This window comes from Fluviicola sp. (genome assembly GCF_039596395.1).
Taxonomy (GTDB): domain Bacteria; phylum Bacteroidota; class Bacteroidia; order Flavobacteriales_D; family Crocinitomicaceae; genus Fluviicola.
Map to the genome: position 1 here is coordinate 50,313 of NZ_JBCNJT010000001.1, position 20,099 is coordinate 70,411.

At 43.5% G+C, this 20,099-nt stretch carries 16 protein-coding genes; 11 read left to right on the forward strand and 5 right to left on the reverse strand.

Annotated features, from left to right (window positions below):
• Positions 1-113: 113 nt before the first annotated feature.
• The 4 genes from ABDW02_RS00170 (at position 114) to ABDW02_RS00185 (ending at position 5,997) form a co-directional block, all read left to right on the forward strand.
• The gene (locus tag ABDW02_RS00170; RefSeq protein WP_343630939.1) at positions 114-1,559 is read left to right on the forward strand and encodes a hypothetical protein; all 1,446 of its coding nucleotides are present in this window, start codon (positions 114-116) and stop codon (positions 1,557-1,559) included.
• Complete coding sequence (locus tag ABDW02_RS00175) at positions 1,556-2,320, forward strand: SDR family NAD(P)-dependent oxidoreductase (RefSeq protein ID WP_343630941.1); 765 nt, start codon at positions 1,556-1,558, stop codon at positions 2,318-2,320. The genes ABDW02_RS00170 and ABDW02_RS00175 overlap by 4 nt, the downstream gene beginning before the upstream one ends.
• Complete coding sequence (locus ABDW02_RS00180; protein ID WP_343630943.1) at positions 2,320-3,948, forward strand: amidohydrolase; 1,629 nt, start codon at positions 2,320-2,322, stop codon at positions 3,946-3,948. The genes ABDW02_RS00175 and ABDW02_RS00180 overlap by 1 nt, the downstream gene beginning before the upstream one ends.
• 252 nt (positions 3,949-4,200) lie before the next feature.
• On the forward strand, positions 4,201-5,997 hold the full coding sequence (locus ABDW02_RS00185) for a long-chain fatty acid--CoA ligase (RefSeq protein WP_343630945.1): 1,797 nt from the start codon (positions 4,201-4,203) through the stop codon (positions 5,995-5,997).
• 23 nt (positions 5,998-6,020) lie between these two features.
• On the opposite strand, the gene ABDW02_RS00190 is transcribed toward ABDW02_RS00185, so the two are convergent.
• Positions 6,021-7,073, reverse strand: a complete 1,053-nt coding sequence (locus ABDW02_RS00190; protein ID WP_343630947.1) for a DNA topoisomerase IB — start codon at positions 7,071-7,073, stop codon at positions 6,021-6,023.
• 223 nt (positions 7,074-7,296) lie between these two features.
• On the opposite strand from ABDW02_RS00190, the gene ABDW02_RS00195 reads away from it, so the two are divergent.
• Entirely contained in the window at positions 7,297-9,150 is a 1,854-nt protein-coding gene (locus ABDW02_RS00195) for a T9SS type A sorting domain-containing protein (protein WP_343630949.1), read from the forward strand.
• Between the two features lie 70 nt (positions 9,151-9,220).
• Here the strand turns inward: ABDW02_RS00195 and ABDW02_RS00200 are convergent, their stop codons facing one another.
• Both ABDW02_RS00200 and ABDW02_RS00205 read right to left on the reverse strand, forming a co-directional pair.
• A complete protein-coding gene (locus tag ABDW02_RS00200) occupies positions 9,221-9,829 on the reverse strand; it encodes a sigma-70 family RNA polymerase sigma factor (RefSeq protein WP_343630951.1) in 609 nt (202 codons plus the stop codon).
• Positions 9,820-11,034, reverse strand: coding sequence for a glycosyltransferase (locus ABDW02_RS00205; RefSeq protein ID WP_343630953.1), 1,215 nt, complete (start codon positions 11,032-11,034; stop codon positions 9,820-9,822). Before ABDW02_RS00205 ends, ABDW02_RS00200 begins: the two co-directional genes overlap by 10 nt.
• A gap of 4 nt (positions 11,035-11,038) precedes the next feature.
• Here ABDW02_RS00205 and tgt point away from each other — a divergent pair, with 4 nt between their 5' ends.
• The 4 genes from tgt (at position 11,039) to ABDW02_RS00225 (ending at position 14,385) form a co-directional block, all read left to right on the forward strand.
• Positions 11,039-12,169 carry a tRNA guanosine(34) transglycosylase Tgt gene (gene tgt, locus ABDW02_RS00210; RefSeq protein ID WP_343630955.1) on the forward strand — a complete coding sequence of 377 codons (1,131 nt, stop codon included), beginning with the start codon at positions 11,039-11,041 and terminating at the stop codon, positions 12,167-12,169.
• Entirely contained in the window at positions 12,170-13,282 is a 1,113-nt protein-coding gene (locus ABDW02_RS00215) for an LptF/LptG family permease (RefSeq protein WP_343630957.1), read from the forward strand. It begins immediately after the preceding gene.
• Positions 13,279-14,040, forward strand: a complete 762-nt coding sequence (locus tag ABDW02_RS00220; protein ID WP_343630959.1) for a DUF481 domain-containing protein — start codon at positions 13,279-13,281, stop codon at positions 14,038-14,040. Before ABDW02_RS00215 ends, ABDW02_RS00220 begins: the two co-directional genes overlap by 4 nt.
• Before the next feature lie 129 nt (positions 14,041-14,169).
• The gene (locus tag ABDW02_RS00225) at positions 14,170-14,385 is read left to right on the forward strand and encodes a hypothetical protein (RefSeq protein WP_343630961.1); all 216 of its coding nucleotides are present in this window, start codon (positions 14,170-14,172) and stop codon (positions 14,383-14,385) included.
• Positions 14,386-14,592: 207 nt separating this feature from the next.
• Here the strand turns inward: ABDW02_RS00225 and ABDW02_RS00230 are convergent, their stop codons facing one another.
• Positions 14,593-15,822: an MFS transporter gene (locus ABDW02_RS00230; protein ID WP_343630962.1), complete on the reverse strand. Its 1,230-nt coding sequence runs from the start codon at positions 15,820-15,822 to the stop codon at positions 14,593-14,595.
• 122 nt (positions 15,823-15,944) lie between these two features.
• Positions 15,945-18,080, reverse strand: coding sequence for a DNA mismatch repair protein MutS (locus ABDW02_RS00235; RefSeq protein ID WP_343630964.1), 2,136 nt, complete (start codon positions 18,078-18,080; stop codon positions 15,945-15,947).
• Positions 18,081-18,371: 291 nt separating this feature from the next.
• On the opposite strand from ABDW02_RS00235, the gene ABDW02_RS00240 reads away from it, so the two are divergent.
• Together ABDW02_RS00240 and ABDW02_RS00245 are read left to right on the forward strand one after the other, a co-directional pair.
• The gene (locus ABDW02_RS00240) at positions 18,372-19,139 is read left to right on the forward strand and encodes an exodeoxyribonuclease III (protein ID WP_343630966.1); all 768 of its coding nucleotides are present in this window, start codon (positions 18,372-18,374) and stop codon (positions 19,137-19,139) included.
• A gap of 301 nt (positions 19,140-19,440) precedes the next feature.
• The gene (locus ABDW02_RS00245) at positions 19,441-20,070 is read left to right on the forward strand and encodes a porin family protein (RefSeq protein WP_343630967.1); all 630 of its coding nucleotides are present in this window, start codon (positions 19,441-19,443) and stop codon (positions 20,068-20,070) included.
• Positions 20,071-20,099 lie beyond the last annotated feature (29 nt).

Below are 20,099 nucleotides of genomic sequence, written 5' to 3' on the forward strand. Positions count from 1 at the left end.
ACCGTTTTTTTCCACAACAATAGCGTTTGAATGATCAATTATTAATTATCAGGAAAGCACTTCTTGATAATTACGGCCCTCATAATTGATAATTAACTTAACTTAGGGCTCTGATGGTATTTACACTGCTTCTGGTCGTTTTAACGTGGTTTGTTTGGAAGTTCAAAACAGATGGCTTGTTACGCAGTGATTTATTGATCGGTTGGGGAATTAAGGTGATGTTTGGAGTGCTCTTTATGATCATTCATACCAAAATCTACGGAATAGGCGAAATCACGGTCGACTGGGAAGAATACATGGATGACAGCGTTACACTCAACGGAGTGGCGTACCAATCCTTCGGAACCTATCTTAAATTTCTCTTCGGATTGAATTCTGAAGCAGATGTGCAGCAGTATCTGATGCATACCAATCACTGGTCGGCGGGAGATCTGGACCTGATGAATGATTCAAGGAACGTTTTGCGTGTGAACAGCCTGATCGTTTTTATTTCCCGGGGGAATGTTTACATCCATATTCTCATTTTTTCCTTCTTTTCATTCCTCGGGGTACGGGAAATTTTTCGCGCATTCAAAGACCGGGTTTATTTCAACAGGCGTTGGTTCTGGTTTGCGTTATTTCTCTTTCCGACCCTGAATTTCTGGACGAGTTCCGTACTGAAAGAACCGCTGATGATCCTGGGATTTGCATTTATACTGAACGCTTTATTGGGAAGTTTGTCGCTGAAATCCCGTTTGTGGCGTGTAGTAGTAGGTTTTGCACTGATGCTGGGCTTCAAGCCGTACGTTTTGGGGTGTTTGTTGTTGAGTATTCCGGTTTATTTATTGGGGAAATGGGTGTTCCGCAGAAAGGTTTGGCTGGCGCCGCTAACGGTTTTTGCTGTGGTGGTTTTGATTTTTGCCGGTTTCTCCGGTTTACGCAAAACAGTTACTCACCGCCTGACCCGTATGCAATTCGATTTTATCAATGTAGGAAGAGGAGGCTTGCATGCGTATGCGGATTCCTGTTTTTACTACTTCCGTACCGATCAGTTTTCAGACCTGGAATTCTCGGATCAGGGAGTGCAGGCAAAAAAAGAACTGACGGCTAAAAAAGTGACTTTCGGAATGAGTTATCCGTTTCACGATATCCGGCTGAAACCGGGGCAAGGTCCGTGGAACGTGGTTTTTATCGGTGAAGCATGCGGAAGTTATATCGAACTGACCCCGATCGGGAATCATTTCAGTCAACTGATCAAAAACATTCCGGAAGCTCTTTCAAACGCGGCTTTCCGGCCAACATTCTGGGATCCGGGAGGCAAACTGAAAATACTCAGCTTTCTGGAAACAATCGGTTTGTTCGGCCTGCTTCTCTTCGGGCTGTGGTACAACCGCAAACACAGAACTTCCGAAGAAAGGAACCTGCTTGTTTTCTTAACCGTTTTTTCACTGATATTACTGGTGCTGATCGGATGGACAACTCCTATTCTGGGGGCCATTGTCCGCTACCGGATGCCGGCCTACTTAGCATTGTTTTTAATCGCATGTATCGGTTCACGACCGTTCAAATTTAAAGTATGAAGAAAACTGTTTTTATTACCGGCGCAACAGCTGGTTTTGGAGAAGCAACGGCACGTATTTTTGCCGATAATGGATGGAACCTGGTTTTGACCGGGCGAAGAATGGAGCGTTTGGAGTCGCTGAAAAAAGAACTTCAGCCAAAAGGAGTCGATATCGTGTTGCTGAATTTTGATGTTCGCAGCGAAGAAGAAGTAAACCGGGCAGTTGAATCCCTTTCTGAAGAAGTGAAAAACAACTTGTCTGTGTTGGTCAACAATGCTGGTTTGGCGGTTGGCCGCGGACCTATCGATTCCGGTGAAACAGATGATTGGGACCGCATGATCGATACCAATGTCAAAGGATTGCTGTACGTGACGCGTGCCATTTCCCCGGTTTTAAAAAAGAACGGCGGCGGACACATCGTCAATATTGCCAGCATTGCAGGAAAAGAAGTGTATGCCGGCGGAAATGTTTACTGTGCAACGAAACATGCAGTTGATGCTTTGTCCAGAGCGATGCGTATTGATTTGGTACACGACCATATTAAGGTAAGCAACATTGCTCCCGGGGCGGCAGAAACAGAGTTTTCACTCGTGCGGTTTAAGGGAGACGAACAAACGGCCAAAAATGTATACGATGGTTTTGATCCGCTTATGGCGGAAGATATTGCCGATGCGGTTTACTATGTTTGTTCCCGTCCGAAACATGTCTGCATCAACGACCTGGTGATTATGCCAAGCGCACAGGCAAGTTCAACCATCTTTCACAAAACTCATTCCTGATGAAAGCGATTTATTTTTTAGCGGTTTTGGCAATCGGTGCTTCCTGCATGAAAGGGCAATCGGTTGATCTGGTAATCCACAATGCGAAGATCCACACGATGGATGATCAGAATTCGATAGCACAGGCCATCGCGATCCGTGACGGAAAAATCATTGAGGTGGGACCCGATCGTCAGATCATGAACAAATACAGTGCAGATGAATTCATCGATGCGGAAGGAAAAGACATTTTCCCGGGATTTGCGGATGCACACGGGCACATGATGAGTTTGGCCCGGCAGAAATTGTCTGCAAACCTTGTCGGATCGGCTTCCATGGAGGAGTTGGTTGTGCGGGTGGAAAAATATGCACAGAAAAAAGAACGTCCGGTGATTGTTGGCGGCGGCTGGGACCAAAGCTTGTGGAATACGAAAGAACTTCCAACCAATGAGTTGCTGAATGAAAAATTCCCCAACAAGCCGGTGGTGCTTTACCGCATCGACGGGCATGCTGTTTTGGTGAATGATGCGGCACTGAAGAAATATGGGGTGAATGCCTCTTCGCAGGTAGAAGGCGGTGCTATTTTAAAAAACGAAGACGGAACACCTACCGGTATTTTATTGGACAATGCGATTTCCCTGGTCAGTAATAAACTACCCGATTTCTCGGACCATGAACTGAGCGTAGCCTTGATGGAAATCCAGCAGGAATTATTCGGATATGGAATAACGGATGTGCATGAAGCAGGGTTGACTCCGCACGACTTTAAACTGATTCGCCGCTTGGTAAAAGACAATAAACTGACTATCGGGATATACGGAATGCTTTACACGGAAAAAGAAAATACGGATTTTGCCAAAAAGCATGGGATTTTGAAAGAAAAGAACCTGCTGGTACGTTCGTTTAAAGTAATGGGCGACGGAGCTTTGGGGTCGCGGGGTGCGCTTTTAAAGAAACCATATTCGGATGATATTCACAATCACGGGTTGCTGACGACTTCCCTGGTAGATATGAAGCGTTATTCTTCCCTGGCGGAATTGACCGGCTACCAGTTGAATATTCACGCCATCGGAGATTCCACTAACCGGTTGGTGCTGGAATTGATTCAGGCATATTCCCAGAAGAACCCGGATCACCGCTGGAGACTGGAACACGCACAGGTAATCGATCCGGCAGATTTTGATTTACTGGCAAGTTCGGGAGCATTTCCTTCCGTGCAGCCAACGCATGCGGTGAGTGATCAGCGCTGGGCGGAATCGCGCCTGGGGAAAGCCCGTTTGCGCGGAGCTTATGCTTACAACACCTTGTTGCAAAAAGCCGGTATGCTGGCAATCGGAACGGATTTTCCGGTGGAAAGCACCAATCCTTTCCTGACGATACATGCGGCAGTGAACAGGAAAAATGCAGAGGGCGATCCGATTGAAGGATTTTTAATGGAAGAAGCGCTGACGGAAGAAGCTTGTTTGCGTGGAATGACTATTTGGGCGGCATTTGCCAGTTTCCAGGAAGCAACAAAAGGTAGTTTGGAAAAAGGGAAAGACGCAACGCTGGTGATGCTGGAAAGTCCGTTCACTTCCAAAGGAGGATACAATCCGAATTATTCAAACCGTACATTCATTCAAGGAAAACCGGTGTTTTCGATGGAGTAAAAAAAGACGGCATAAAAAAAGGGCTCGCCGGCAAACGAACCCTACAAACCAAAAAACCAAAAACGATCAAACGCAAGTCATTTTTTTCGTAACTTTCCAACTAGTTCATGAATTGCACTTGATCGAAGTTAGAAACTATATTCCCACAATGTAAAAGTAAGAAGTAGTTTCTTAACAGTTGGGTGTGAAAAAACAAACACTGGTTTTGAATGAACATTTTTGCACTATTGCTTAATTTTTAATACATATATTGTGAGTGCTATTACAACTGATATGAATGAAGTAAGACGACTGTTTGACGTGCCTGCTTATCAATTGAATAACTTTCCAAGCACCTCCATGTTTGTGACTAAAGTGGATGGTGCATGGATACCTATGACGACCGAAGAATTTGTAGCACTTACAAATCAAATTTCCAAGGGACTTGTGGCACTCGGTGTTTCAGTTGGTGAACGTGTGGCATTGGTTTCACCGAACCGGGTAGAGTGGAATATCCTCGATATTGCCATTCAGCAGGTCGGAGCCATTGTAGTTCCGGTGTATCCGAATATTTCGGAGCACGATTATGTTTACATCTTTAACGATGCCGGGATCCGTCACGCGTTTGTGGCCGGAGAAGAATTGGGGAATAAAATTCAGGGTGTGAAATCCCAGATACCTTCCCTGGAGAAAATTTTCACGTTTGATCAGCTTGAAGCATTTACCAACTACAGGGAACTGATCGAAATGGGAAAAGACATTCCTCAGAACAAGATCTCGGAATTGAAGGCAAATGTGCGCAACGAAGATTTAGCAACCATTATTTATACGTCCGGAACAACCGGGAACCCGAAAGGAGTGATGTTGTCTCACAACAACCTGCTTTCCAACGTGCTTTCCTGTAAGTTCAGTATTCCGGCAGATGAACATTCGCGCGTATTGACATTCTTACCGGTTTGTCACGTATACGAACGCATGCTGCATTACCTATATATGTATTGCGGTTCTTCCATTTATTTTGCGGAATCCATGGATACCATCGGGCCGAATCTGAAAGAAGTGAAGCCGCATGTATTTACAGCCGTGCCCCGTTTGCTGGAGAAAGTGTTCGACCGTATTATGCTCACAGGTGAAGCCTTAACCGGGTTTAAACGAAGAATCTTCTTCTGGTCTGTTTCAGTTGCCGAGCAATACCATACCGGTAAATTGGGATTTTGGTATAAATTGAAACTGGGAATTGCCCGAAAACTGGTGTTTTCCAAATGGCAGGAAGCTTTGGGTGGGGAAGTGAGAGCAGTAGCTTCCGGTTCTGCAGCATTGCAACCGCGCCTGGCGCAAATATTCCTGGCGGCAGGAATTCCGGTATTGGAAGGTTACGGATTGACCGAAACTTCCCCGGTGATTTCAGTGAACTGTCTGAAGAAAGGAATCAAGATCGGAACGGTAGGGCCGCTGATCGACGGAGTAAAGGTGAAAATTGCAGAAGACGGTGAAATTTTGGTGAAAGGGCCGAATGTCATGATGGGATATTACAACCTTCCTGAAAAAACGGCTGAAGCGATTGATTCACAAGGCTGGTTTCATACCGGAGACATCGGAACATTTGAAGACGGGATTTTCCTGAAGATTACAGACCGCAAAAAGGAGATTTTCAAAACTTCCGGTGGGAAATACATCATTCCGCAGGCGATGGAAAATACCTTCAAAGAATCCCGCTTCATTGAGCAAATCATGGTATTGGGCGAAGGACGTAAATTTCCTGCTGCATTGATCGTTCCTGCATTCCCGTTTGTGAAAGAATGGGCAAACCGTAAAAACCTGCAAATCGGTGAAAGCCATGAAGATATTGCGAAAAATCCGGATGTGATTGCGCGTATCCAGCAGGAAGTAGACCGTATCAATGCTGGTTACGGAAACTGGGAGAAAATCAAGAAATTTGCATTGCTTCCAACTGAATTCGGGATCGAATCAGGAGAATTGACACCGACCTTAAAATTGAAACGGAAAATAATCCTTGAGAAATACAAAGGTGAAGTAGACGAGATCTATAAAGATGAACACCATGAATAATAATTAATGTGCAGGCATGTTATTTAATCGCGTGCCTGCATATTTTGTCTAGTCTTCTTCAAAATCTTTAATAACAGCTTTTCCTCAGAACTGAGCCAGTCATCTGACGGTGGAATTTTCTTTACGTGTTCTTCCAGTTGGCTGCTCTCGTACAGTTCTAAAATTTCCGGGTGTACATAGTATTTTTTGCAAACCGTTCGCGTGTTGCCCAGTTGTTCGCTGACCAGGTCCAGAACTTCTACGGCTCTTTTCTTACGCGCTGTTTCAGTATCCACGGGATCTGAATGCAAAAATCCCTGCAGCGCGCAAACACTTGCCGACCACGTGCGTAAATCTTTGGTGGTAAATGAATCTTTCGTATGCTTTTGAATGTAGGCATTCACTTTTCCCGAATCCAGTGTATGCCGGTTCCCCGCCTGGTCGTAATATTGGAAGAGTGCTTTGCCCGGGATATCACGGCATTGTTTGACAATACGTGCCAATCGTTTGTTGCGCAGTGAAATGCTGTGGTGGATGCCTTTTTTTCCGACAAAGGAAAAACTGATTTTTTCTCCTGAAATTTCCACGTGTTTATCTTTTAAGGTGGTCAATCCGTAAGATTTATTGGTTTTTTCATACTGGTTGTTCCCCACGCGGATATGTGTTGCATCCATCAAGGCCAGAACGGTTGCAATTACTTTATCTTCGTTTAACGACCTTTTTCTCAGGTCGCTGTTGATTTGTTTGCGAAGCTTTTTCATGGCATTCCCAAAATCAATCAACCGCGAAAATTTCGATTCATTACGGGACTTCTGCCAGAGTGCATGGTAGCGGTATTGCTTTCTTCCGCGGGCATCCACTCCGGTACATTGAATGTGTCCATTGGCATTTTTGCAGATCCACACGTTCTCCCAGGCCGGAGGTATCACCAACGCTTTGATTCGTTGCAGCTGCTTTTCCGAATCTACTTTCTTGCCGTTGTAGTAATATTCAAAGTCATTTCCTTTCCGCACACGGGTAATACCTGCCTCCGAAACCGAGACGTAAACCAGGTCAGCCATTTCAGGAAAGGCGTCCAAATCGAAAATTTCAGCCATAGTCATAAACTTAATTTATCGATTGATTTTTGGTTGGATGTTACATAATTCTGTGTTTAAGAATTTTTAGGTTTTCCGGGTTTGCTTCATCTAAATTTATCGTTAAGTGCTTAAAAGTGGTTTTACAGAGGTGGAAACATGCATTTCGCAAAGTGGTCTTATTTTTTTATACGGTGATTCTGTTATAGCGACTACTTTAGTGGCTTAACTAATTTAATTCATCATGAATCAGAAATTAAGACAAATTTTGTTCTTTGTGGCTTTGGTTTTAACCGGGTCATCTTATGCACAACAAACTATTAATGTTTCCACCGGCTGGAATAACGGTGTAGTAGCCTTAAACACCCTGGAAGATTCCTGGAATGTCACGACGCCAAGCAACACAGTGGTAACTCCGAAAAGCTGTCAGAACAGCGGGTTATGGGATTATACCAACTGTAGTCGTTGGATTTCTTCGGCTGTAGCATCCAATGGAAATGTACTCCAGACTACTCCGGGAACCTATACCTACCGGATGAATTTTACCATAACACCTCAGACTATTACTTGTGCACGGTTTGTGATCAATGCTATTGGTGCTGACAATACAATAAACGGTTTTTCGATCAATGGCAACAGTTATTTCTCTTCACTTGGAATGCCTTCCGGGAATAATCATTTTGATCCTTTGAAACAAAATGTGGAAATTTATATTAACCCGGCTCATCTCACTGTTGGAACGAATACCATCACTGTTACGACCTACAATAACCCGGATTTGGGCGGAGATTCAGATGCTGCGTTCAATTTATGTGGAGAAATACGCATTAATGAAGATTTCAATATTCATCCGGTGGTTACCGGGCCTACAACGATCTGTCAGGGAAGTCCTTTAACATTTGGAGGAGCTCTTGCTTCAGGAAGTAATCCTTCTACCCATTATTACTGGAGATTGTACGAATGTGATGCTGCAGGAAATATCGTTACAAATGGATTTTACTGGGAGTCTTTGTGGTTTACGGGTGTTCCAACCGGAACCTATACTTTTCCATCCAATCTAAGCGTTACATGCGGTAAATATTACATGGCAGTGTTGTCGGCTGTTAAAGAGAGCAGCTGTGCCAATTGGGCTCAGGATATTCATGTTTTCTATTATGCTTGTAAACCAACAGTGAATGCCGGTGTTGATCAAACTATTTGCCAGGGAGAATGTGTAACTATCGGAACGACAATTCTTACGAAAGGTGTTTCCTACAACTGGTCTGCTAATGGAACTTATGTCGGATCAGGAATAAATATCTCAGTTTGTCCGGAAACAACAACAACATATACCCTGACAGCTACCAACAATTTGACAGGATGTTCCAGTACGGACCAGGTAGTGGTTACGGTATTGCCTAACGAACCGCGATTCAATATTGCTACGAATACTACGAATAACAATTATTACACGGTAACAGGAACACCGATTGTAATGAATGCGAATACGGTGGCTGGTTTCGGTCAGTATTGGAGATTAGAAGAGTTGGATGCAAATGGGAATTCGCTGTTCAACATTGAAAGCCCGAATGTTTGGTGGCCTTATCCGGCAAGTTGTACATTTACCGGTTTTGATGATTACTCATTGAATTACTCAGGAACATACACGACACTTCCGAGTTCCCCTACTTCCGGACGTTTCCTTTACAACCATACTTACCGTATTACACGCGGAACATGGAATAATAACTGTGATTGGAATCAATTTTCTTATAGTCTGACTACCGTTAAAAGTGCAAACGGAGAAGGTTACCAGGTAATGGTTGAGGAAACAACTGCTCCTGATTTCAGATCATTGGCAAAAGAAGCAACTGAAAGTGGGTGGAATATCAGTCCAAACCCGAGTACCGGAATCTTCACAGTTGCGAGTGAATCCCAGGAAACAAAACAAACAATATTTGAAGTGTTTGATTTGTTCGGTAAAAAAGTAGTGAGTAAAGTGATTGAGGCAGGGACTACACGCTTATCACTTGATTTAAGCGGGAATGCTAAAGGTGTTTACATCCTGAACATTACAACAGACGGTGTGAGTAAAACACATAAGATTGCTGTAGAGTAATTCTTTTGAATATTAAAAAAGAGGCTATCCATTCGGGTAGCCTCTTTGCATTTTTATAAAATGATGTGTTTTAAATAGCGTCTTTTGTTTGATCCATCATCTGCGCCAGGAAATCGCGTGCGCGGAATAATTGTGCTTTTACGGTTCCAAGCGGAAGATTTAATTCCTCTGCGATTTCTTCGTAGCTCAATTCTTCAAAGTAGCGTTTTTCGATCAGTTCCCGGTAGCGTGGTTTCAATTTGCTTACCAGGTGGCGCATGTGTTTCACTTTTTGGTTGTGAATGATGTGTTCTTCCGGATCGCGCGTATCTGACCGGGCGTCGATTCCAACGGCTTCTCCGTCTTCATTCGTGTAGCCGGTATCCATGGAAGTGAGCTTGATGCGTTTCTTGCGGATAAAATCAATGCAGTTATTGGAAGCGATCTTGAACAGCCAGGTAGAAAATGCAAAACTCGGTGAATATTGATCCAGCCTGCTGAATGCTTTCCCGAAAGCTTCGATCGTCAAATCGTCTGCATCATCCGAGTTGCGGACCATCTTCATCATCATGAAATAGATGGATTCCCGGTAGCGGTCCATTAATTGGGCATAAGCAGCCTGGTCGCCATTTCTGGCCTGGTCAACCAACACCAAATCCACGCGCGCCTTGTCCGATAAATGATCTCCTGCTACTTCCATCTCGAAGAATTTTTTTGCAATGCTGAATAATAAAAAAATGGAAGCACCAAAACATATACCAAATCCGTTATCGGCAATAAAGCAATGAATCCCGGTGATTTTAACTTCTTAAAACAAAGTCCCAAAAGCCACCATTTTATCACTGTTACAAAACCAAAACCGGCTAAGGCATGTATCCACCATCCACTTTGTAAGATCAAAAGAACGAAAGATATCAGCATCAAAATCAGGCTGGCAGGATATATTCCTAACATTGCTTTCTTGAAAACCTTGTAACGCGGAGAAGTGGTGTAGTGCCGCGACTTTTGCAGAACAAACGACTCCCAGTTTTCTTTTGCTTCGCTGAATTGAAATGAATCGGGATCCAGCTGAAGCGTGTAATTGCCTTTTTTTGCCGCTTCCTGGATAAACAGGTCGTCATCTCCGGACATTAAGGAATAATGTGATTTAAATCCGTTGGTCGATTTGAAAACTTCTTTCGTGTAGGCCATATTCCGGCCAACTCCCATATAAGGAATTTTATTGATCGCCATGGAAAAATAGTTCACGGCAATCATAGTCGTGTCGAAACGAATGACTTTGTTCAGGAAACCTTTTTTCTTCCGGTAGGGTCCATAGCCCAAAACAATCTGTTTCTTGTCGTTGAAACGCTCGGCCATTTTGCGCAACCACAAATCACTTGCCGGTGTGCAATCTGCATCTGTAAGTATCAAATGCTCGTATTTCGCTTTTTTGATCCCTAAAGTCAGAGGAAATTTTTTGCTGGGAGTCAAATGGCGGCTTCGTTCCACCTCCATCACCACCAGGTTGGGATACTGGCGGCTTAATGCATCCAGCAAGTATTTCGAATCATCCATCGACTGGTTGTTGATGACCACCACTTCAAACGGTGACGGGTAATCCTGTTCCAGTATTTTCGGGAGGTTTTCGTATAAATTGTCCGACTCATTACGCGCCGCGATCACCACCGATACAGGCGGTAAATTGGTTTGAGCAGCTTTGCCTTTCCAAAAAGCCAGTCTCCCGAAGAACAGAACGGAATAGATCAACTGTACAGCCAACAATCCGGCAAAAATCCAAAAGATATAAAATACGCCTGTTTCCTGTAATTCGGGGATAATTTTCATGAATGTGTCTTCTTCGCGTACAAAGATGGGGCTCTTTCCGAAATCCCCGTTATCTTTGCAGCGTTTATTTTTCAACACAATTATGCACTTTGAACTGAAGCATAACGACCCACATTCGAAAGCAAGAGCCGGATTGGTTCACACGGATCACGGAACCATTGAAACTCCGATTTTTATGCCCGTGGGGACACAGGGAACGGTGAAAGGTGTTCATCAGCAGGAATTGCGCGATGATGTGGAGGCCCAGATTATTTTGGGAAATACTTTTCATTTGTACTTGCGCCCGGGACTGGAGGTCATTGAAGGAGCCGGAGGTTTGCATCAGTTTATCGGTTGGGAAAGACCGATTTTGACGGATAGTGGTGGTTACCAGGTTTATTCCCTGGCAACGAGCCGCAAAATTACCGAAGAAGGGGTTCGTTTCCAGTCGCATCACGACGGAAGCTATCACTTTTTCTCACCGGAAAGAGCAATCGATATCCAGCGCACTATCGGTGCCGATATCATCATGGCTTTTGATGAATGTACGCCTTATCCGTGCGATTACAACTACGCGAAACGTTCCATGCACATGACACATCGCTGGTTGAAACGATGTATAACGCAAATGGACGCGACGGAACCGAAATACGGCTATTCCCAGGCACTATTCCCGATTGTACAGGGAAGTGTTTATCCGGATTTGCGAAAAGAATCGGCGGAATTTATTGCAGAACAAGGCGCAGTAGGAAATGCAATCGGTGGATTGTCGGTGGGTGAACCGGATGAAGACATGTATAGCATGACGGATTTGGTTTGTTCCATTCTTCCGGCTGATAAACCGCGCTATCTGATGGGAGTAGGAACGCCGGTCAATATTCTGGAATCCATCGCTATGGGAGTCGATATGTTTGATTGTGTGATGCCTTCCCGCAACGCACGCCACGGAATGTTGTTTACTTCCGAGGGAACGATCAATATCAAAAACCACAAATGGAGAATGGATTATTCTCCGTTGGACCCGAACGGAACGGCTTACGTAGACCAGGTTTACACGAAAGCATATTTGCATCATTTGATCAAAGCAAAGGAAAATTTGGCAATTCAAATTGCGACAATTCACAATTTAGCCTTTTATTTGGCGTTGGTTAAAGAAGCCCGCCGACGAATTCTGGACGGAACTTTCAGAACCTGGAAAGATGAACAAGTAAAAAAACTGGGAAGAAGGATTTAAATGCTCAAGATCTTAGATCGTTATATCATCCGGAAGTTTCTCACAACATTCTTTTTTATGTTGGGGATTATCATGCTTTTGGCCATGGTATTCGATATTGCTGAGCGTTTATCTGAATTTATCAGCAACCAGGCGCCGTTAAAGGCAATCATTTTTGATTACTATTTCAATTTCCTGCTTTATTACGGGAATACCTTTTCGTCCATGATCGTTTTCATTTCGGTGATCTGGTTTACGGCGAAAATGGCCCAGGAAGCGGAGATTATTCCGATGCTGAACAGCGGAAGGCCTTTTACGCGCATTCTGCGTCCGTATATGATTGCAGCAACCATCCTGATGCTGATGTCTTTGGTGCTGAACCATTTTGTATTGCCGCGCTCCAACAGGGTTCGCCTGGATTTTGAAGAATCGTTTTACCGTGACCGTTTGCTGGTGGAAAATTATCATGCGGAATTTCCTGGGAATGAATTGGTGCATTATGCAAGCTACAATTCGCATGAGAATATCATCAACGATTTTGTGATCGAGAAATACGATAATCACAACCGGCTGGTGCACTTTTTAAAAGCCCGTACGGCAACTGTTGCGCATGATTCATCGAATTGGCATTTGGTAGACGTGTTTGAACGGGTCATTTCCTATGACGATACACTTGAGTTTAAGGAGCAAATGCTCAATCAGAAAATAAAACTGATCGAAAAGCACAACAAAGACACGATCCTGCCCTATAAAATAGAAGACATGGCAATCCGGGATAACATTGCCGAGGCGATGACCTATACCGAGTTGAAAGCATTCATTCAAAAAGAAAAACAAAAGGGAAATGCCAGTACGCCGAGCTTTGAGATTGAATTGTACCAGCGCACCAGTTATCCGTGTGCCACTTATGTCCTTACTTTGATCGGGGTGAGTGTTTCCAGCAGGAAAAAGCGCGGAGGTATCGGGGTGAATATTGCGATCGGTTTGTTATTCGTGTTTATTTACATCTTCGCGATGAAAGTGACAACCGTTGCGGCGACCACGGTTGGATTTCCTCCGGTGGCTGCTGTTTGGCTCCCGAATATCATTTTTGGCGTTCTGGCCATATTCATGTATCGAATTGCGCCTAAATGATGAAATGTATCGGGTTGCTTTTCGGAATGCTGTTCACTTTAGGGTTACACGCGCAAATCGTGAATATTGAGAACCGGCGTATTTATGATGATACTTCCGGGTGGAGCGGTGCATTGGATGCAGGATTTGCCGTCACTCAAAACTCACCGGACATTCTCTATTCTGGAAATTTCAGGCCAAGAGTCCAGTACAAAACGCGCAAGAACCATTTCCTCATTATTACTGATCTCAATTACACGGCATCCAATAAAACGACTTATGCGAATTCGGGGATGGCACATTTTCGCTACGCACGACGGATTAAAAACAGTCCGTGGAAATGGGAGGCCTATACGCAAATTCAATACAATCAATTGCTGAACCAACGTCTGCGGTATTTGATCGGTACAGGCCCGCGTTGGAAATTTATTGATACGAACAACGTGCGTTTTTTTGTCGGGACATCCACATTTTGGGAATACGAAGAATTGACCCAGGACGGTGTTATCAACGACAATATGCGCTGGAGTAATTACCTGAGTTGGTTCATTCGTACAAAAACCGGATTCAGCTTTTCAGCAACCACTTATTACCAGCCAAGGTGGGACCGGTTCAGTGATTTTCGCTTCTCGGGACAGTATACGGTGGCCCAGGCAATCACCAAAAGATTGGATATGCGGATTGAATTTAACATCTATTATGACAGTGCTCCACCTGTTGATGTGAGGAAAACAGTTTTTAGTTCAACCGCCGGGATTCACTTGCGGTTAGGGGAATAGCGCTGTTTTTGCTCATGTATATTTCCTGTTTTTTGGGACAATACCTCGCCGTTTTTTAACATACGTTGATTTTTTCATCTTTTTATTCGAGTTATCTTGATTTAGAATTAGAAACTAAAAACAGAAATTATGAAAAAGTTAGTTTTAGGAGTTTCAGCAATGGCATTGTTGGGCCTGGCATCGTGTAAGAAGGATTATGATTGTGAATGTACTTACCAAAATCAGAGTAGTACAACTGTCACAGAACACAAAACCATCAAGAACTCATCTTTGGATGACGCTAAGAAAACCTGTGACGGGTATGAAAGTGATGGTACAATTGTTAAAACATGTACGCTTTTATAAGCAGCTTGTTTACCAGGATTAATTAGAGGTTCTAAAAACCTTTTAGCATAAATGCCATGTCTTGATAATTAGTTGGCACGATTATTCAAGACATGGCTTTATTTTTTTAAGCAAGTTCAAAAGTTCAAAAGTTCAAAAGTTCAAAAGTTCAAAAGTTAAGATTTTATTTAATCATATTTGAACCCATTTAAACTTATTGAACTTTCCTTAAAATTCATCCAAATGCGCGTGTGCCACATCTCTTTTGCGCGTCAACAAGAAGACAATGAGTACCGTTATCGTACTGAAGAAGAAACCGATTCCCGCAACAATGGTAGTGATCTGATAATTTCCATCGCCGATTCCTTCGTAAATCTTATTTCCGATAAACATGGAAAGGAATCCGAACATGGCCAGGGCCGCTCCGGAGTATGTTCCCATCAGTTTTTTAGGCGCATGCTGAAGAATGAGGCTCAGGAATATGGGAACGATCAAAATTTCACCGATAAAATTCAGACACAAGAAGGCGGTCATGAATTTCGGATCGTCTGTTTGACTGTTCGACATGGTGATAATAGCGGCAAGAATTGAAATGGAAGCAGCCCCGAACCCGATAATAATTTTCAGAAGCGGATGGAATTTGAACCGGTTCCATAAGATTCCGAATACGATGTAGCCGATCAAAGGAATCAAGGCCGGGATCATATTCACAAGCAGGCTGTTGTCGGAAGACCGGAATCCGCTGTAGTTGAAGTTTTCCATCGTACGGTTCAGCAATGTTTCGAAGAGCCAGTAAACGAATAAACCTAAAATCGAAAGGAAAATGACCTCGTTCACACGGTTTCCGAATTCGGATGTGGTTTGGATTTCTTCCGCCGGCTCCTGAGGTTTTTTAATCAGGAAACAAAGTCCGATGATAAGGATGAAACAAACGATACAGGAAGTAAAGCCGTTTTTGAATGTATCGGCTAATTCCAGGTAGCGGAATGCCCGCGGTGCCAGAAAAGATCCCAGGTTTATGGCGAAAATACTTAAAGTCATTGCGCCGTCCATTTTTTGTTTCCGTCCGGAATAAGCCAGTCCGATGGATTTGAGGATGGCCGGTGAGAACATACATTGCCCCAGGATAAACACAAACATTCCCAGGTAAAACATTCCCAGCGATTCCTTCATGAATAACAGGATCCCGAAAATCTGAAGTGCCGAACTGACGATAATAGCGACTTTTGGCCCGAGTAAAAAATCAACGATCAGTCCGCCGAAAATACGTGCAAACAACAGGGCAGACGCAAAGGTCAGCAAAAGTTCATTGGCGTCATCGCCGTATAGGTTCATGGCTTCACTGATGAGATAACTGTAGGCAAAAGTCTGTAATCCGTAGAAAGCAAATCGCTCCAGGAAAAGCAAACTGTTCAGAAGGCTTGATTGTCCTAAGTAGTAATAGTTATTAGCTGGCATAGTTGTTATTTTATTTTATAAGTTCAAAGAGTTTCAGCCACGGCTGATTCAATAGTTCAATAGTTCAATAGTTCCAAAGGTTAAACTTTTGAACCCTTTGAACCCTTTGAACTTGTTTAATCTTACTTAATCCACATTAATTTTTCCCGTTCTACTTTTAAGCGCATAAATCCGAAAGCAACCGTCAGGATATGGCCTTTGATTTCTTCCACGGTTCCGCTTTGTTTGGTTTCGATCATTTTCACGATGGAACCCACTACAATTTTATCCCGCTGATACACATCTTCTTCCGGTTTTTGCGTTTTGCGCTTTTTCGCAACCGGTTTCTGAGGTTTGTTTTGTGCTTGTATCAATTCTGTTTTTCGTTTCGCTTCTTCGATTTTCGATTTTTCGACCATCAGGTACTTGCGCACGTCTTCCATCAGTGGATTGTTAGCGTCTTTTTTGCGTGTCCGGGTTTGATAGCGGTCAATGAAACTCTTCATCTTTTTCCCCGAATTAATGAACAGATTGTTCTTTTCCGCCAGTTCCTGCTGGTTTCGTAAACGCTCGTCGATCCGTTGTTTCTTTTCAATGAACTCCATACGGGCATTGTTTGCCAGTTCCTGCGCTTCGATGTGCTCTTTGTTCAGGCGCTGAAGATACATTTTTTCCTTGTTCAGTTCATTCAGCAAATGATCCATCTTCACACGGTTCTGGTCCAGTTTTCCTTTTGCCTGTTCGATCAGGTCCATCGGAATTCCGTTCATTTGGGCTACTTCAAATGTGAAGGAACTTCCCGGTTGGCCCATGGAAAAACGGTACAGAGGTTCAAGCGTTTCGGTGTTGAAAAGCATGCATCCGTTTACCGCATTCGGAAGCCGGTCTGCTTTCAATTTGATATTGGCGTAATGCGTGGTGATTACCCCGTATGATTTTCGTTTGTACAATTCTTCGAAAAAGACTTCTGCCAAAGCACCGCCCAGTTCCGGATCAGAACCCGTTCCGAATTCGTCCAGCAACAAAAGCGTTCTCCGGTTGGATACTTTCAGGAAGAACTTCATGCGCTTTAATCGGTATGAATAAGTACTCAATTCGTTTTCGATCGATTGATTGTCCCCGATATCGGTCAATACTTGCTGGAAGAAACAGAATTTACTGTTTTCATGAACCGGGATCAACAAACCGGCCTGCAACATGATCTGCAATAACCCGATCGTTTTCAGCGTAATCGATTTTCCTCCGGCGTTCGGCCCGGAAATAACTAGCATGCGGCTGTTTGCATCCAGGATCAAGCTTTGCGGTAAAGTTACTTTTCCTAGTCCTTTATTTGTTTTCCAAAGAATCGGGTGGAAAGCATCGATCAATTCAATGCGTGTGTTGCGCACAATTCCCGGTAAATTGGCATTTAAGTCCAGTGCCAGTTTGGTTTTGGCATTGATGAAATCAAATTCGACCAATAATTCCTGGTAAGCTTCAATCAAAGGCAAATGATGCGCAATTTCACGCGTCAGTTCCTGCAAAATGCGGAAAATCTCTTTGCGTTCGTCGTCCAAAGACATTTCCAGTTCGTTGTTGAGCGGAATATTGATTGCCGGTTCAATGAAAGTCAGACTTCCTGTTTTGGAAGACCCGACAACCATTCCGCCGATCTTTCGCTTATGACTGGATTGAACGGTTAAAACCCGTCGTTCATTGATAAACGCCTCTTTCGTGTCGCCAAGCAAACCTTCCTTCAGGTAGCGGCGCATTTCCTTGTCGAAATTGCGGTTGATCTGGTTGCGCAGTTTTGCAATTTGCTGACGGATCGCGAACAATTCCGGTGAAGCATCGTCCTTGATTTGTCCCCTGCGGTCGAATACTTTTTCAATGGCTTCGATGAGTTCGCGGGTGAAATACACGTTTTTCAGCAGGGCGAATAAGTTCGGGAAATCCTGCGAGCGCTTGTCGAAGAAATGCAGCATGTGGTTTACCAGTTCGGAGGCGCGTGTAATGCGTACAAAACCTTCCTGCTGAAGCACGGCATTGTGAATGGGAAGCAATTTGATTTCAGCGAGTAATTCCTCAAAATCAAGTGCCGGGAAGGATTCTCCTTCCACGCGAATGCGTTTGAATTCGTTCAGTCGGAGCAATTCAAATTCGATCGCATCGAAATCGTTGTTCGGCGATAAATTTTCCAATCTCTTTTGAGCAGTTGCCCCAATACTGAATGCAGCGAGCCATTCCCTGATTTGGTTGAATTCTAAATCGTGAAGTGTTTGCTGATCAAATCCTTTCATGATGTAAAAATAAGGGCAATTTGGAAGTTGGCAATGCGTTGGGGGTAATTCCGCAAAAATTACAATGAAAGGATTAGCCACTGATGCGCAGATGAAAAGCGAGCTTACCAGTCTCGCTTCAAATAAGTGCAAGCGCTTCCGTTAAGGCGTAACAAAAACCTACGAATCTGTGGAAAAGAATTAACGGTGTTTTGAGTAGGATCAATCAACAAAATTCTATTTTTACGGCTTCAAAAGTTCGTTGAGGTAATTGGAACTTTTGAACCTTAAACTCTTTGAACTTTTTTAGTCATGAAATTGCTCTCTTTTAACGTTAACGGAATTCGCGCCATCGCTGGAAAATCATTTATCACAGATATGCAGCAGGCAGATGTGGATGTGATTTGTTTGCAGGAAACCAAAGCAACTGTGGAACAGGTACTGGAAACAGTGAAACCTTTGGGGTATTCATTTGTGTATGCCAATGAAGCGGGAAGAAAAGGCTATTCCGGAACGGCAATTATTTCCAAAACAGAACCGCTTTCGGTGGTTTACGATATGGGAGTTGCGGAGCATGATGACGAAGGCCGCGTAATTTGTGCGGAATACGATCAATTTTATTTGATAACGGTTTATGTACCGAATTCCGGAAGTGAATTGCTGCGTTTGTCTTACCGCCAGGCGTGGGATGCAGATTTTCTGAAATACCTGAAAAACCTGGAAGCGAAAAAACCGGTAATCGTTTGTGGTGATTTCAATGTGGCTCACAAAGCAATTGATCTGGCACGGCCAAAAGCGAACTATAATAAGTCAGCCGGATTCATGCAGGAAGAAATTGACGGAATGGATGCGTTCATCGGTAGCGGGCTTGTTGATTCCTGGCGTGCATTGAATGGCGACGAAATAAAATATACGTGGTGGAGCTACCGCGGAGGTGCCAGAGAGAAAAACGTTGGCTGGCGGATTGACTATTTCTTAGTGTCCGAATCTTTCGTTCCAAGCCTGAAAGCAGCAACGATTCATAATGAAATTATGGGGTCTGATCATTGTCCGGTTGGATTGGAATTAGCATTGCAATAAAAACCACATAGGTCACATAGAACACCTAGATGTTTTTGAAGTGTCTATCATAGTGGGAAATAATCCACTTAAAACTATGTGCACTATGGTTCTATGTGGTTAAAATTCAGATGAGATTTCCAAAATGAAAACCATCTTTTTCAAAATGAAATGAATTTGCCTTTTGGCACAAATTTGAATTTTTCAATCGCTTTCCTGAATCCCTTTTCCTGTCTGGTGTTTAAGTTTTTTTAAGAACGCAATTCTCCTTCATGGGCACAGATTTGGCCTTTGGTGTTTCAAACGGATAAAAAATTGAAACATGAAAAAGGTTACAGCAATGCTCATAGCATGTATTTCAATATTCGGAATGAATTTGAATGCGCAGGAAGATTACAGAGGAAATTTGAAATTCGGTTTAAAAGCCGGTGCTAACTACTCCAATGTTTGGGACGAACAGGATAATGATTTTGAAGCAAACGGGAAGGCAGGTTTTGCAGGAGGTGCTTTCTTACACATTCCGATCGGGAAATTCTTAGGAGTTCAGCCGGAGGTTTTGTTCTCACAAAAAGGATTCCAGGGTTCCGGTTCGGTTCTTGGCCAGGAATATGCCTTTAAACGAACAACGAATTATCTGGATGTACCGATTCTATTCACCTTTAAGCCGTTTCCTGCATTTTCAATCGTTGCAGGTCCGCAATACTCTTTTTTAATGAGCCAGGAAGATAATTTCACAACAGGAACTTCTTCCGCTACGGAATTCCGGGACTTTGACACAGACATACGTCGAAATACCCTTGGAGCAGTAGTAGGCTTTGATGTAAACGTAAACCACTTTGTGGTGTCTCCGAGAGCAGGATGGGATTTTCTAACGAACCATAGTGATGGTTCCTCATCCGCTCCACGCTATAAAAATCAATGGCTTCAGTTAACACTGGGTTACAGATTCTAATCTCGAGCCGGTTATTGGTTTGGAAAGTC

Coding starts and splice junctions, on each gene's coding strand:
- ABDW02_RS00240 (WP_343630966.1), top strand. CDS start 18,372: ATGAAATTGCTCTCTTTTAACGTTAACGGAATTCGCGCCATCGCTGGA.
- ABDW02_RS00180 (WP_343630943.1), top strand. CDS start 2,320: ATGAAAGCGATTTATTTTTTAGCGGTTTTGGCAATCGGTGCTTCCTGC.
- ABDW02_RS00195 (WP_343630949.1), top strand. CDS start 7,297: ATGAATCAGAAATTAAGACAAATTTTGTTCTTTGTGGCTTTGGTTTTA.
- ABDW02_RS00215 (WP_343630957.1), top strand. CDS start 12,170: ATGCTCAAGATCTTAGATCGTTATATCATCCGGAAGTTTCTCACAACA.
- ABDW02_RS00235 (WP_343630964.1), bottom strand. CDS start 18,080: ATGAAAGGATTTGATCAGCAAACACTTCACGATTTAGAATTCAACCAA.
- tgt (WP_343630955.1), top strand. CDS start 11,039: ATGCACTTTGAACTGAAGCATAACGACCCACATTCGAAAGCAAGAGCC.
- ABDW02_RS00200 (WP_343630951.1), bottom strand. CDS start 9,829: ATGGAAGTAGCAGGAGATCATTTATCGGACAAGGCGCGCGTGGATTTG.
- ABDW02_RS00245 (WP_343630967.1), top strand. CDS start 19,441: ATGAAAAAGGTTACAGCAATGCTCATAGCATGTATTTCAATATTCGGA.
- ABDW02_RS00230 (WP_343630962.1), bottom strand. CDS start 15,822: ATGCCAGCTAATAACTATTACTACTTAGGACAATCAAGCCTTCTGAAC.
- ABDW02_RS00170 (WP_343630939.1), top strand. CDS start 114: ATGGTATTTACACTGCTTCTGGTCGTTTTAACGTGGTTTGTTTGGAAG.
- ABDW02_RS00220 (WP_343630959.1), top strand. CDS start 13,279: ATGATGAAATGTATCGGGTTGCTTTTCGGAATGCTGTTCACTTTAGGG.
- ABDW02_RS00225 (WP_343630961.1), top strand. CDS start 14,170: ATGAAAAAGTTAGTTTTAGGAGTTTCAGCAATGGCATTGTTGGGCCTG.
- ABDW02_RS00175 (WP_343630941.1), top strand. CDS start 1,556: ATGAAGAAAACTGTTTTTATTACCGGCGCAACAGCTGGTTTTGGAGAA.
- ABDW02_RS00190 (WP_343630947.1), bottom strand. CDS start 7,073: ATGGCTGAAATTTTCGATTTGGACGCCTTTCCTGAAATGGCTGACCTG.